This is a genomic window from Lysobacter yananisis, assembly GCF_031199375.1.
GTDB lineage: Bacteria > Pseudomonadota > Gammaproteobacteria > Xanthomonadales > Xanthomonadaceae > Lysobacter > Lysobacter yananisis.
The window spans coordinates 1522772-1534970 of the sequence record NZ_CP133568.1 but is presented as its reverse complement, the minus strand read 5'-3'; the positions used below and the strand labels follow the sequence as shown (position 1 = coordinate 1534970).

The 12199-nt window shown below is 69.5% G+C and carries 12 protein-coding genes and 2 pseudogenes; 12 read left to right on the top strand and 2 right to left on the bottom strand.

Features of this window, described 5'->3' with window-relative positions; genetic code table 11:
- Window positions 1–27: 27 nt before the first annotated feature.
- Window positions 28–543, bottom strand: a complete 516-nt coding sequence (locus RDV84_RS06510) for a c-type cytochrome (protein ID WP_057949800.1) — start codon at window positions 541–543, stop codon at window positions 28–30.
- A 459-nt stretch (window positions 544–1002) separates the two neighbouring features.
- Here RDV84_RS06510 and RDV84_RS06505 point away from each other — a divergent pair, with 459 nt between their 5' ends.
- From RDV84_RS06505 to RDV84_RS27290, 10 genes and pseudogenes are all read left to right on the top strand, one after another.
- Window positions 1003–1419 carry a YjfI family protein gene (locus tag RDV84_RS06505; protein WP_057949801.1) on the top strand — a complete coding sequence of 139 codons (417 nt, stop codon included), beginning with the start codon at window positions 1003–1005 and terminating at the stop codon, window positions 1417–1419.
- Window positions 1416–2180, top strand: a complete 765-nt coding sequence (locus RDV84_RS06500) for a PspA/IM30 family protein (RefSeq protein ID WP_057949802.1) — start codon at window positions 1416–1418, stop codon at window positions 2178–2180. The genes RDV84_RS06505 and RDV84_RS06500 overlap by 4 nt, the downstream gene beginning before the upstream one ends.
- A 315-nt stretch (window positions 2181–2495) precedes the next feature.
- Entirely contained in the window at window positions 2496–2618 is a 123-nt protein-coding gene (locus tag RDV84_RS06495; protein WP_309152716.1) for a hypothetical protein, read from the top strand.
- A gap of 723 nt (window positions 2619–3341) precedes the next feature.
- Window positions 3342–4391, top strand: a complete 1050-nt coding sequence (locus RDV84_RS06490; RefSeq protein ID WP_309152831.1) for a potassium channel family protein — start codon at window positions 3342–3344, stop codon at window positions 4389–4391.
- Between the two features lie 19 nt (window positions 4392–4410).
- Window positions 4411–5079 (top strand): DUF2491 family protein, encoded by a 669-nt coding sequence (locus RDV84_RS06485; RefSeq protein ID WP_425606443.1) that lies wholly within the window; start codon window positions 4411–4413, stop codon window positions 5077–5079.
- 46 nt (window positions 5080–5125) lie between these two features.
- On the top strand, window positions 5126–5533 hold the full coding sequence (locus RDV84_RS06480; protein ID WP_057949805.1) for a DUF350 domain-containing protein: 408 nt from the start codon (window positions 5126–5128) through the stop codon (window positions 5531–5533).
- Between the two features lie 8 nt (window positions 5534–5541).
- Complete coding sequence (locus tag RDV84_RS06475; protein WP_057949806.1) at window positions 5542–6177, top strand: DUF1190 domain-containing protein; 636 nt, start codon at window positions 5542–5544, stop codon at window positions 6175–6177.
- 21 nt (window positions 6178–6198) lie between these two features.
- Complete coding sequence (locus RDV84_RS06470; RefSeq protein ID WP_309152829.1) at window positions 6199–7386, top strand: glutathionylspermidine synthase family protein; 1188 nt, start codon at window positions 6199–6201, stop codon at window positions 7384–7386.
- A 100-nt stretch (window positions 7387–7486) separates the two neighbouring features.
- Window positions 7487–7567: pseudogene (locus tag RDV84_RS25940) on the top strand (DUF6053 domain-containing protein); the annotation flags it as partial.
- Window positions 7568–7782: 215 nt separating this feature from the next.
- Window positions 7783–7827 (top strand): annotated as a pseudogene (locus RDV84_RS27290) (DUF6053 domain-containing protein); the annotation flags it as partial.
- A gap of 34 nt (window positions 7828–7861) precedes the next feature.
- Here the strand turns inward: RDV84_RS27290 and RDV84_RS06465 are convergent.
- The gene (locus tag RDV84_RS06465; protein WP_309152828.1) at window positions 7862–9115 is read right to left on the bottom strand and encodes a serine hydrolase domain-containing protein; all 1254 of its coding nucleotides are present in this window, start codon (window positions 9113–9115) and stop codon (window positions 7862–7864) included.
- 397 nt (window positions 9116–9512) lie between these two features.
- On the opposite strand from RDV84_RS06465, the gene RDV84_RS06460 reads away from it, so the two are divergent.
- Both RDV84_RS06460 and RDV84_RS06455 read left to right on the top strand, forming a co-directional pair.
- Window positions 9513–11153, top strand: coding sequence for a M4 family metallopeptidase (locus RDV84_RS06460; protein WP_078996176.1), 1641 nt, complete (start codon window positions 9513–9515; stop codon window positions 11151–11153).
- A 290-nt stretch (window positions 11154–11443) separates the two neighbouring features.
- Entirely contained in the window at window positions 11444–12199 is a 756-nt protein-coding gene (locus RDV84_RS06455; protein ID WP_309152827.1) for a 4'-phosphopantetheinyl transferase family protein, read from the top strand.

Sequence of the window (12199 nt, the reverse complement as noted above, 5' to 3'; positions counted from 1 at the left end):
GGCCGCGGCGTCGGCTTAGGCGTCGGCTTACTTGATGTTGCCGAGCATCCAGTCGACCGTCGCGCTGACCTGTTCGTTGGTCAGGGCCGGGTTGCCGCCCTTGGCCGGCATGATGCCGGTCGAGCCGGTGAAGCCTTCGATGGCGTGCTTGTGCAGGGTGTCCTTGCCCTTGGGCAGGCGCGTCGCCCAGTGCGAGGCGTCCAGGGTCGGGGCGCCGCCGGCGCCGGACTTGTGGCAGCCCGCGCACAGGCTGTCGAAGATCACCTTGCCGTCGAGGGTGCCGCCGTAGGCCACCTGCGAGGCCGCCTTGGCCGCCGCCGCGGCGACCGCCGCCTGCTGCGCCGCCGCGCCGGTGGCGCCGGCGTAGACCGCGCCGGTCGGGGCGATGCGGTTCTCGGTGCGCTGCGCCGCGCGCGGGTCGACTTCCTGCGGCAGCTGCTTGTGGACGAAGTAGGCCGCGATCATCAGGCCGAGGGTCACCAGCATCAGGAAGCCGATCACCATCGAGAATTTCTTCAGGAATTCCAGGTCGTAATTGCGCACGGTCCACCTATTGCGTGCGCCCCGCCCGGGGGCGCATCGAGCCATCGACGTGGCCGCCACCGGGGTTCGGCGCGACCGCTGCACGGACCCGCCCCACGACGGACCCGCCGTCCGCCGCCTGGGCGGAACCGCGGGCCGGGAATGCCGGTCGGGTAGTTCCGCCGGACAGTTTAGCCCAAAGCTCGCTCTGCGCGGATCGGTCGCTTGCGGCCCGGTCCGGCCCGCGCGAACCCGCGCCGTTGCGGGCTTTGCGCCCCCCGCGGGCGGGCGCGCGGGCGACTTGTGCGCCTTGCGCCGGCCAGCGCCCGCCCCTATAACCTTTCCGATCCATGAGCACGGTCACGGACGATGATCGCGGCGGCGCCCGGGCGCCACCGCGCGCAGCGCCCCGCGATCCGGACGCTTCGCGCCGCGCTGCCCTGGCTCCTCACCCAAGGACACCCCCTCAAGGACCGCCCTATGTCCCGCTGGACCACGCAAGAACTGATCGCCCGCCTGCAAGCCACCTTCGGCGCCGAGAACGTCGAGGAAGTGCCGACCGCCGACGCGGCGATCCAGGTGACCCTGCCCGAGAGCGGCGACCTGGGCATCACCATCGCCCTGACCGACCGCGAGATCTTCGTCTCCACCCCGCTGGTCGAATCCGGCCAGGTCCGCGACGCGCACGGCTTCAACGAGGCCTGCCTGCGCCTGAACCCGATCAACCCGCTGTCCAACCTGGGCCTGACCACGATCAACGACCGCGACGTCTACATCGTGTTCGGCGAGATGGCGCCCGACTCCAGCGCCGAGCAGATCGAGCTGGAAATCCGCACCCTGGCCGACAACGCGATCGACGCGGTGGAAGCCCTCAAGTCCTACCTGGTGAGCGCATGAGCATCCTGCAGAAAATCCTGACCCTGTTCCGCGGCACCGCGCACGAGGCCGGCCAGGCCGTGGTCGACGCCAACGCGCTGAAGATCCTCGACCAGGAGATCCGCGACGCCGGCACCGAGCTGTCGCGGTCCAAGGAAGAGCTGACCAAGGTCATGGCCCAGCGCCAGCTGCAGGCCAACCGCAGCAAGGACCGCTTCGCCAAGAAGGCCGAGTACGAGACCTACATCGCCGGCGCCCTGCGCCAGGGCAACGAGCAGCTCGCGCGCGAAGTGGCCGAGCGGCTGGCGGCGGTCGAGAACGACCTGAAGAACGACGAACAGGCGATCACCAGCTACGACAACAGCATCAGCCAGCTCAAGACCGCGATCGCCGCCACCGAGCGCAAGCTGGCGCGGGTCAAGCAGCAGGTCGACACGGTCAAGGCGACCGAAGCGGTGCAGCGCGCGCAGACCGCGGTGGCCTCGCGCCACTCCGGCGCCAACGGCAAGGTCACCACCGCGCTGGACTCGCTCGAGCGCATCCAGCAGCGCCAGGCCGAACGCGGCGCGCGCCTGGAAGCGGCGGCGCAGCTGGAATCGGAGGCCGGCGAGGGCGACCTGAACAAGCGCCTGCAAGCGGCGGGATTGCTGCCGGAGTCGACCAGCGTCGACAACATCCTGGAGCGTTTCCGCGAGAAGCCGGTGCAGCAGCTCAGCCACGAGCCGCTGTCGCTGCCGGCGGCGGAGATCAAGGAAACCGACAAGGTCGAGCGCAAGGACTGAAGCAAGCGTCGGCGGCGGCCGCGAGGTCGCCGTCGTGCGGGCGGGGCGGGTGTGGGGCGGCTGCGCTTTGCGTGCGGTGAGGCTGCGATGCGGCTCGCTTTCGACGCAGGCGCGGTTGCGCGGTCGCGGCTTGCGCCGCTCCTACAAGGGGTGGCCGTTTGCGACGCAGCCCACCCGCGCTCCTTGCGACGCAGCCCACCCACCCTCCGTCATTCCGGCGAAAGCCGGAATCAATTTTGCCGTTGCCGTTGCTGTTGGCTCTGACGCAACCCCACGCAAAGCCCATGCTTGCAGCCCCGGAGGGCGCGCGCATGGATGCGCGCGCGCGCCATGGGACAGGATGTCCCTTATGGCGCGGCCCCGCGCAAGGTGCTGGACCTGGTGGCTTTTGACTTAAAACAAGCGTTTTTCTTTGGCTACTTTCTTTTGTCGCGCTGACAAAAGAAAGTAGCTCGGCCGCTTGCGGACGAAAGCTCTTGATGGTGGCTTGTCGTCAGGCGACACATCGGTAACGGCGAAAGCGGCAGCAACGTCAACATGGGTTCCGGCTTTCGCCGGAATGACGGGCGAGGGGTCGCGTATCCGACTGTAGGAGCGGCGCGAGCCGCGACCGCGACAACGCAACTACGCCGTAACTTTCACTGTGTTTGCGATGGCGCGGTCGCGGCTTGCGCCGCTCCTACAGGGGGCGTGCCGCGGTGGGATTCGTCTTTGCGTGTGCGTGCTTGTGACGACAAGCAAACATCAAGGGCTTCCGTCCGCAAGCGGCCGGGTCACTTTCTTTGTCTTAAGCCACAAAGAAAGTAACCAAAGAAAAGGCCTTGTTTTTTCGGATCAAGAGCCACTATGGCTCAGCGTGGCGCGGGGCCGCGCCATAAGGGGCATCCTGCCCCATGGCGCGCGCGCGCATCCATGCGCGCGCCCTCCGGGGCTGCGGGGCATGGGCTTTGCTTGGGGATGCGTCAGAGCGAACAGCAACAACAACGGCAACGACAACCGCAACACCCGTCGCGTTTTCGCGCAGAATGTGGCCCATCCGACGAACGCCGGCATCCGACCGTTCGTCCAGCCCAGGACAACACGCCGCCGCACGACGCGTCGGAGCAAGGGGAAAGGGACGTTGAGACAGCGCACGCCGCCATCGCCATCCGGACCGGCGCCATGATCGTCCTGGGCAAGCTCTACCGCAGCCTGCGCGGCCACCTGCGCCGGATCGGCTGGGGCGTGGTCGCGCTCGCGCTGGCCGTGCACATGTCGGCGAGCTGGCTGCTGCTGGCCTGGGCCGGCGAAGCCAAGCTGCTGGGCTGGGATTCCTTCGTCTATTACTACGTCACCACGGCCAGCACCATCGGCTACGGCGATCTCTCGCCGGGCAGCGCCGCCGGGCGCTGGGTCGCGGCGTTGTTCGTGATGCCCGGCGCGATCGCGTTGTTCGCCTCGATCCTGGCCAAGACCAGCGCCGGTCTGCTCAATTTCTGGAGGCGCCATCAGGTGGGCAAGATGAGCTACGAAGACATGCGCGGCCACACCGTGCTGATCGGCTGGCACGGCCGCGAATCGCAGCGGCTGGTGCAGTTGCTGCTGGCTGACACCCATACCGACGACGAAGGCATCGTGCTGGTCGCCGAAGGCGTGGCCGAGAATCCGCTGCCGGACCAGATCCGCTTCGTCGCGGTCGACTCCTACGCCGACTGCGGCGAATACGAGCGCGCCGCGCTCGCCACCGCGGCGCGGGTGATCGTGCACGCGGTCGACGATGACCGCTCGCTGGCGGCGGTGTTCGCGGTCATGGCGCAAAAGCCGTCGGCGCACATCGTCGCCCATTTCGAATCGGCGGCGGTGGCGCAGCTGGTGCGCAGCCACTACCCGCACGTGGAGTGCACCCGGCCGCTGCACGTGGACGTGATCGCGCGCGCCGCCCAGGACGCCGGCAGCTCGCTGGTGGCCGGCGAATGGCTCGGCGCGGGCGGGCCGACCCAATTCAGCTTGCAGGTGCCGGCGGCGGCCGCGCCGGTGCGCGCGGGCGCGCTGGCCGCGGCGTTCCGCCAGGAAGCGGCGCTGTGGATCGGCTACCGCGACGGGCGCACGTCGGCGCCGGTACTGAATCCGCCCGATCATGTCGAGATCGCGCCGGGCACCTTGTTGTATTACCTTGCCGACGCGCGCATCGACGGCGCGCGCCTGCCGTGGGCGTCGCTCGCGGCGGACTGAACACACCGAAGACGAGGTCATCGCGATGGGTTGGTTGGACGGATTGTTCGGCGGCAAGAAGCGCGAGGCGGACAAGCCCGCGGCGCCGTTCGCGCACGAGCTGCCGCTGGGGCTGCGCATCAACGGCCGGGTCGCGTTCGACACGCTGACCTTCCGCGCCAACCCGGAGGCCTGGACCCTGCGCCTGCCCGAAGGCCACCAGGGCATTCCCTGCTACGGCCATATCGACCTCAAGGGCGGCCACGCCCTGCATCGCTTCTATCTCGACGAAGACGCCTATCTGCAGGTCAGCACCGCCAACGGCCAGGTCGAGGGCATCAAGGCCTTCGTCTTCCACGACACCGTGAATCCGGCCAACCAGGCCGCGTTCAAGCGCTTCATCCACGACAGCCCGCATCTGGGCGCGGCGTCGATCGAGTACGCCGGCCGCACCTGGCACCGCGAGTTCGGCGACGACGTCGCCGAACGGGTGCCGCCGGTGGTCTACGACGAAGTGCTGTACCGCCACGACCCGCCGCGCCGCGACGACGACCTGACCCACTACGCGATGCTGTACCGACGCGAGATTCCCGAGCTGGAACGCGACGAATTCCTGCTGGTCACCGCCGAGGACTACGGCCCGAGCGAATTCGTGGTCACCTACGCGCTCGGCATCGACCTCAACACCGCCGACCTCGACATCACCTGACGCCGCCCCGCGCGCCGCCGCGCCGCATTCATCGCAAGGACCCACCATGGACGCACCGATCAACGCCCAAAGCTTCCTCAATTTCCTCGCCTACGCCGGCACCGGCATCGGCGTGCTGATCCTGGCCGCGCTGGCGGTGTCGCTGATCACCCCGCACCGCGAGCTGAGCCTGATCCGCTCCGGCAACGCCGCCGCCGCGACCGGTTTCGCCGGCACCCTGGTCGGCCTGGCGCTGCCGCTGCATTCGGCGATCTCCAACTCGGTCAGCCTGGTCGACGCGGCGATCTGGGGCGCGGCGGCGGTGGTGGTGCAGGTGTTCGCCTACCTGATCGCGCGCCTGGTCGCGCCGAAGCTGTCGCAGCAGATCACCGACGGCCAGGTCGGCGCCGGCGTGTTCTACGCCGGCGTGTCGGTCAGCGTCGGCCTGATCAACGCCGCCGCGATGACGCCGTGAGCGATGCCATGACCACCAACGCCCACGATTCCGCGCCGCGCGGCAAGCGCTCGCGCAACCTCAAGCTGGTGCTGATGGCGGTGGCCGCGCCGGCGGTGCTGGCCGGCTGCGACGACGATCCCAGCGGCAAGATCCTGCTCTCGCGCGAAGAGTGCGCGGTGCAGACCGAGATCTCGCGCGAGGAGTGCGAGAAGGCCTACGGCCAGGCCCTGGTCGAGCACGAGAAGGTCGCTCCGCGCTTCGAGAGCCAGCAGGAATGCAACCAGCAGTTCGGCGCCTGCACGCCGCTGCAGGGGCAGCAGGCGAACGCCAGCCAGCCCTACTACATCCCGCCGATGACCGGCTTCCTGCTCGGCTACGCGGCCTCGCAGCTGATGAGCGGCGGCAACCGCTACTACCACATCGGCGGCGTCTCGCCGCTGTATCGCGATTACCAGGGCGGCCGCTATCTCAAGCCCGACGGCAAGCAGATCAGCACCCACAGCGGCACCGTGTACGGCAGGAAGGCCGGCGACACCGCATTGCCGGCGCGCGCGGTCACCGTCTCGCGCGCGGGCTTCGGTTCCAGCGCCGCGGCGCGCGGCGGTTTCGGCCGCAGCAGCAGTTCCAGCAGCAGTAGCCGCAGCTTCGGCCGCGGCGGCTGATCCCCACCTCATCGAGCGCGCATGAAACGCATCGTCGTACCCGAGCGCCCGGACTGGCGCGAACAGGCCGAGTCGCTCGGCTTCCGTTTCCACACCATCGACGGCGCGCCGTACTGGGACGAGCGCGCTTACTACGCGTTCGGCCTGCGCCAGATCGAGGACGAGATCGAGCAGCCGACCCAGGAACTGCACGACATGGCGATGGCCCTGGTCGACGAAGTCGTCGGCTCGGAGCGGTTGCTGGAGCGGCTGGCGATCCCGCGCGAGTATTGGGACTGGATCGCCGACTCGTGGCGCCGCGGCGAGCCGCACCTGTACGGCCGCATGGACCTGGCCTACGACGGCCGCGGCCCGGCCAAGCTCTACGAACTCAACTACGACACCCCGACCTCGCTGTACGAGGCCGCCTACTTCCAGTGGCTGTGGCTGGAGCAGGGCATCGCCCGCGGCACGATCGGCGAGGGCGGCGACCAGTACAACCGCATCCAGGAACTGCTGATCGAGACCTTCGGCGCGCTCGCCCGCGACAAGCGCATCGCCACGCCGGTGCACTTCGCCGCGGTCGAGGATTCGCCCGAGGACCAGGGCACGGTGCGCTACCTGCGCGACTGCGCCGAGCAGGCCGGCGTGGACACGCTGGAGCTGAGCATCGAAGGCATCGGCCTGAGCCGCGAGGGCTATTTCACCGACGGCGACGACCGGGTCATCCGCACCTTGTTCAAGCTGTATCCGCTGGAGTGGATGTTCGTCGAGGAGTACGGCCCCAAGCTGGCCGGCTCGCGCGTGCAGCTGATCGAGCCGGCGTGGAAGGCGATCCTGAGCAACAAGGGCGTGCTGCCGCTGCTGTGGGAACGCCATGCCGGCCACCCGAACCTGCTGGAAGCGCATTTCGAGGACGCCGATGCCGGCGAACTGGCGCCGGGTTGGGTGCGCAAGCCGCTGTTCTCGCGCGAAGGCGCCAACATCGAGCTGGTCGGCCTGGACGGCGAGCGCCTGCGCAGCGACGGCCCCTACCAGGACGGCCCGACCATCCGCCAGGCCCTGCACCCGCTGCCGCGCTTCGACGGCGCCGACGGCGAGCTGAACTATCCCTTGATCGGCAGTTGGGTGGTCGCCGACCAGGCCGCCGGCATGGGCATCCGCGAGGACGAAGGCCCGATCACCCAGGACAGCTCGCGCTTCCTGCCGCACGCGATCGTCGAGGACTGAGGCGCGCTGGGCGGAAAAGCCTCGAAGCCCGATGCCGTGATTTGAGTGGTGGCAGGGCCTTCAGGCGCGATGCTCTTGTTTCAGGTCGCCATGTCGCCGCGGATCGAAAAGCGTCGGGGCTGAAGCCCCTCCCACAACAGCAGCAAGCAAGCGGATCTTGTTCCTGTGGGAGGGCCTTTAGGCCCGATGCTTTTGTTTCAGGTCGCCACGCCGCCGCGGATCGAAAACCGTCGGGGCTGAAGCTCCCTCCCGCAACAGCGGCAGGCAGGTCGATCCTGCTCCTGTGGGAGGGCCTTCAGGCCCGATGCTTTTGTTTCAGGTTGCTATGTCGCTGAGAATCGAACAGCGTCGGGGCTGAAGCCCCTCCTACAACAGCCGCAAGCCGTCGCAGCTTTTGTGGGAGGGCCTTCAGGCCCGACGCTCTCGTTTCAGGTCGCCGCGCCGCACCGGATGCGCAAAGTTTCCGAAGCGGCCTTCACTCCAGCGCCTGGTACACCAACGTCGGAAACACCGACTGGATGTCGGTGCGGTTGGGCATCAGCTGGATCATCAGCACCATCACCAGCCGCGCTTGCGGATCGACGCGGTACAACGTGCCGTAAGCGCCCGCCCAGCCGTACGCGCCCTCGCCGTCGAGCCCGTTCGCGCCGTAGCGTTCGGTGACTTCGAAGCCGTAGCCGAAGCCCTTGCCTTCGTCGGGATACAGCGCGCCGGACTGGTTGCTGCGCATCAGCCGCACGCTGCGCGGCGAGAGGATGCGCACGCCGTCGAGTTCGCCGCCGCGGCGCAGCGCTTCCAGGAAGCGCGCGTAGTCGCGCGCGGTCGACAGCAGTCCGGCGCCGCCGGCGAAGTTGCGGCGCGGGCCGTCGACGTAATGCCCCTGGCCGCGCGCGCCGTCGGGCGCGCGCGCGGCGCGGCCGTCGTCGCCGCTGGCGTACACCGCCGCCAGCCGCTCGCGCTGCGCCGGCGGCAGGAAGAAGCGGGTGTCGCGCAAGTCCAGCGGTTCGGCGATGCGGGTGCGGACGAATTCGTCCAGCGCCATGCCCGAGGCGCGTTCGACCACGCAGCCGAGGATGTCGGTGTTGTAGCCGTAGACCCAGCGCTCGCCGGGCTGGGCCACGAACGGCAGCGTCGCCAGCCGCTCCATCGTCGCGCAGGTGGCTTCGTCCTTGTCGGCGGTGTACCAGCCGTAGCCCGCGGCCGGGCCCAGGCCCTGGGCGCGGTAGGCCTCCTTGATCGCGGCGTCGGTGCCGTAGGAAATGCCGGCGGTGTGGGTCAGCAGGTCGCGCACGGTGATGCGGCGCTTGGCCGCGACCGGTTCGCCGCCGGCGACGGCGACGGTGGTCTTGGCGAAAGCCGGGATCGTGCGGCCCACCGGTTCGTCCAGGCTGAGCTTGCCTTCCTCGGCCAGCATCAGGATCGCCGCGCTGGTCAGCGCCTTGGTCTGCGAGGCGATGCGGAAGACCGTGTCCTCGCGCATGTGCCGGCCGGCTTCCTTGTCGCTCCAGCCGAACGGGCGCTGGTACACCGGCTTGCCGTCCTGCAACACCAGCGCCACCGCGCCGGCGATGCGGCCGTCGTCGATGTAGCGCTGCAACGCGGCGTCGATGCGCGCGAGCCGTTGCGCGGCGATGCGGGTGCCGGCGGGCGTCGCGGCTTCGCGCGCGTCGGCGGCGGGCGCCAGCAACGCGGCCAGGAGCAGGAGCGATTTCAGAGCAGGCAGGCGCATGGGCGGAGGCCGTCGGCAAAGCCGCGACCATACACCACGGCGCTTCATCGCAGGCCAGGCATGCGCAGCGTCGCGAGGCGCGCGATCGCATTACACAGGCTTTGTGCCCATCGAATGCATCGCAGCCACGAGGCGCGACGGCGAAGCGAATTGGTTACCCGAGAAACCGCACGGTGCCTGCGTCGCAGTTTTACAACGCAGGCGAACGATGAACGATTTAGCGTCATATGACGAATGCGAAAACTGCGAAACGCTTCCGCAATTCGGCCTGCGTCCGGCGTTGAAGCATCGCAGCCGTCGCGTTTGCGCCGACCCAAGATGATCGCGACGGCAGCCAACGCCGCCACGGTCCGCCGGCCGTACCGGCGCTTGCATCACTTGATGAGGGGAAACACGGATGACTTCGCACTTCAACGTACCCAAGCGCATCGCCCTGGTCCTGGCCATCGCCGCCGCGGTGCCGGCCGCGCACGCCGCGCCGCCGGCGGCGCGCGCGCTGGCGATGCAGCAGGCGCAGGGCCTGCTCTCGGCCAATCGCGCCGTACTGAAGGCCGACGCCGAGGATGTGTTCGAGGCGCGCGACGTGGCGGCCGACCGCGACGGTGCCGAACACGTCCGCTTCGAGCGCCGCTGGCGCGGTATGCCGGTGATCGGCGGCGACGTCGTCGCGACCAGCGCGCGCGGCCGCTTCGGCGCCGCGTCGCTGACCCTGCGCAGCGCGCTGCGCCCGACCGGCGAGGCGCGCCTGAGCAAGGACGACGCCGCGGTCGAAGCCGGCTCGCGCTTCCGCGGCCGCGTCGACAAGGTCTATTCCAACCAGGCGGTGGTGTACGCGCGCGGCGCGGCGCCGGTGCTGGCGTACGAGGTGATCCTGTCCGGCGCGCAGACCGACGCCCACTCGGGCCTGGTCAAGTATTACGTGGATGCCGCCAGCGGCAAGGTGCTCGACGTGCAGGACCTGGTCCAGACCGCGGGCGCCGTCGGCACCGGCAAGTCGCTGTACTACGGCGACCTGAGCATCGCCACCGACCAGAAGAGCGCGACCAAGTTCGACCTGATCGACACCACCCGCGGCAACGGCGCGGTCCACGACGCGCAGGGCAAGACGGTGTCCGACTTGTTCAGCATTCTGTTCCTCAACGGCCCGGTGCTGACCGACGCCGACAACGTCTGGGGCAACAACACCACCAGCGACCGCAACAGCGTCGGCGTGGACATCCACTACGGCGTCGGCGCGACCTGGGACTACTACAAGAACGTGCACGGCCGCACCGGCCTGTCCGGCGACGGCAAGGGCATCAAGAGCTACGCCCACACCACGTTCAAGACGTCCACCGGCGCGATCACCGGCGCCAACGCGGCCTACGTGGCGCTGACCAACACCATGTTCTACGGCGACGGCGACGCCGCGCGCGGCTTCAAGCCGGTGGTGGGCATCGACGTGGCCGGCCACGAGATGACCCACGGCGTGACCGCCAAGACCGCCGCGCTGGCGTACTCGGGCGATGCGGGCGGGCTCAACGAATCGGCCTCGGACATCTTCGGCACCCTGGTCGAGTTCTACGCCAACAACGCCAACGACCCGGGCGACTACCGCATCGGCGAGATGGTGCGCACCGAGCCGGGCAAGGCCCTGCGCGACATGTACAACCAGGCCGCCGACGGCAAGTCGTTCAACTGCTACCCGGCCGGCGGCTTCGATCCGAACCTGGCGGCCGGCGGCATCCACGACCCGCACTACACCTCCGGCGTCGGCAACCGCTTCTTCTACCTGCTGGCCGAAGGCGCGGTGGTCCCGGCCGGTTCCGGGCTGACCCCGGCGCAGCTGGTGTGCAACGGCGACACCGCGATCGCCGGCATCGGCCGCGACAAGGCGGGCAAGATCTTCTACCGCGCGCTGACCACCAAGTTCACCAGCAACACCAGCTACCCGCAGGCGCGCACCCTGACCCTGCAGGCGGCGGCGGAGCTGTACGGCGCGGGCTCGCCCGAGCACACGGCGGTGGCGCGGGCGTGGAGCGGCGCCAACGTCAATTGATCCTCCCGCACCCTTGATGCAGCGAACGGCCCGCCCTGTGCGGGCCGTTCGTTTTTGGGTACGGCGTTGGGGATTTGCGCTAATTCGTCGCGCGCTGGGACGAAAGCGTCGGGGCTGAAGCCCCTCCCACAAAAGCCGCTGCGCGTCATGGCCTTTTGTGGGAAGGGCTTCAGCCCCGACGCCTTGCGGTCCGATGCGACGCAACGAACTGGAACCAGCGCAGCTAGCCCGACGACCCCCGCGCAATCGGCTTATGCGATCCTGACCGCCCGTTCCCGCCCTTCGCGCTCATGACCGCCGACGCGCCGGCCGCCGCCGATTCCGCATCGCCCGCTCCCGGGCAGACCTTCCTGTGCGAAGCCGGCGACATCGAGATCGAGGCGTTCGGCCGCCGCTTCGCCGGCCACGCCTGCCGTTTCGACCTGGGCGCGTATCGCGACGGCCTGTTCGCGCGCTACGGCATCGAACTGCCGGCGCAGCTCGACCGCGCCGTGCCCAAGCGCCGTAGCGAGTTCCTGGCCGGGCGCCTGTGCGCGCGCCGCGCGCTGGACCGGCTCGGCGCGGCGCCGGCGACGGTCGCGATCGGCCGCGACCGCGAGCCGCTGTGGCCGCCCGGCACGATCGCGTCGATCACCCACGCCGGCGACCGCGCGCTGTGCCTGGCCGCGAGCGACGCCGACACCCTCGGCCTGGGCGTGGACATCGAACGCCCGCTCGATGCCGCGCGCGCGGCGGAGATCCGCAGCCTGGTCGTCGACGCCGACGAGCAGGCGCGGATCGCCGACGGCTTCGCCGATCCGGCCGCCGGGCTGGCGGCGACGTTCTCGGCCAAGGAAAGCCTGTACAAGGCGCTGTTCCCGCAGGTGCGGCGCTTGTTCGGGTTCGAGGCGATGCGGCTGGTCCGGGTCGGGCCGCAACGCCTGGACTTCGCCTGCGCCGAGGACCTCGCCCCCGGCGTGCGTCGCGGCCAGGGCTTCGCCGCGCACTACCGCTTCGACGCCGACGGCGGCGTGCTGAGCCTGGTCTGGCTGCCGCGCGCGGCCTGA

What these genes read in the sequence shown, in the direction of transcription:
- RDV84_RS06505 (WP_057949801.1), top strand. Translation starts at nt 1,003, where the DNA reads ATGTCCCGCTGGACCACGCAAGAACTGATCGCCCGCCTGCAAGCCACC.
- RDV84_RS06500 (WP_057949802.1), top strand. Translation starts at nt 1,416, where the DNA reads ATGAGCATCCTGCAGAAAATCCTGACCCTGTTCCGCGGCACCGCGCAC.
- RDV84_RS06495 (WP_309152716.1), top strand. Translation starts at nt 2,496, where the DNA reads ATGCGCGCGCGCGCCATGGGACAGGATGTCCCTTATGGCGCGGCCCCG.
- RDV84_RS06490 (WP_309152831.1), top strand. Translation starts at nt 3,342, where the DNA reads ATGATCGTCCTGGGCAAGCTCTACCGCAGCCTGCGCGGCCACCTGCGC.
- RDV84_RS06480 (WP_057949805.1), top strand. Translation starts at nt 5,126, where the DNA reads ATGGACGCACCGATCAACGCCCAAAGCTTCCTCAATTTCCTCGCCTAC.
- RDV84_RS06475 (WP_057949806.1), top strand. Translation starts at nt 5,542, where the DNA reads ATGACCACCAACGCCCACGATTCCGCGCCGCGCGGCAAGCGCTCGCGC.
- RDV84_RS06470 (WP_309152829.1), top strand. Translation starts at nt 6,199, where the DNA reads ATGAAACGCATCGTCGTACCCGAGCGCCCGGACTGGCGCGAACAGGCC.
- RDV84_RS06465 (WP_309152828.1), bottom strand. Translation starts at nt 9,115, where the DNA reads ATGCGCCTGCCTGCTCTGAAATCGCTCCTGCTCCTGGCCGCGTTGCTG.
- RDV84_RS06460 (WP_078996176.1), top strand. Translation starts at nt 9,513, where the DNA reads ATGACTTCGCACTTCAACGTACCCAAGCGCATCGCCCTGGTCCTGGCC.
- RDV84_RS06455 (WP_309152827.1), top strand. Translation starts at nt 11,444, where the DNA reads ATGACCGCCGACGCGCCGGCCGCCGCCGATTCCGCATCGCCCGCTCCC.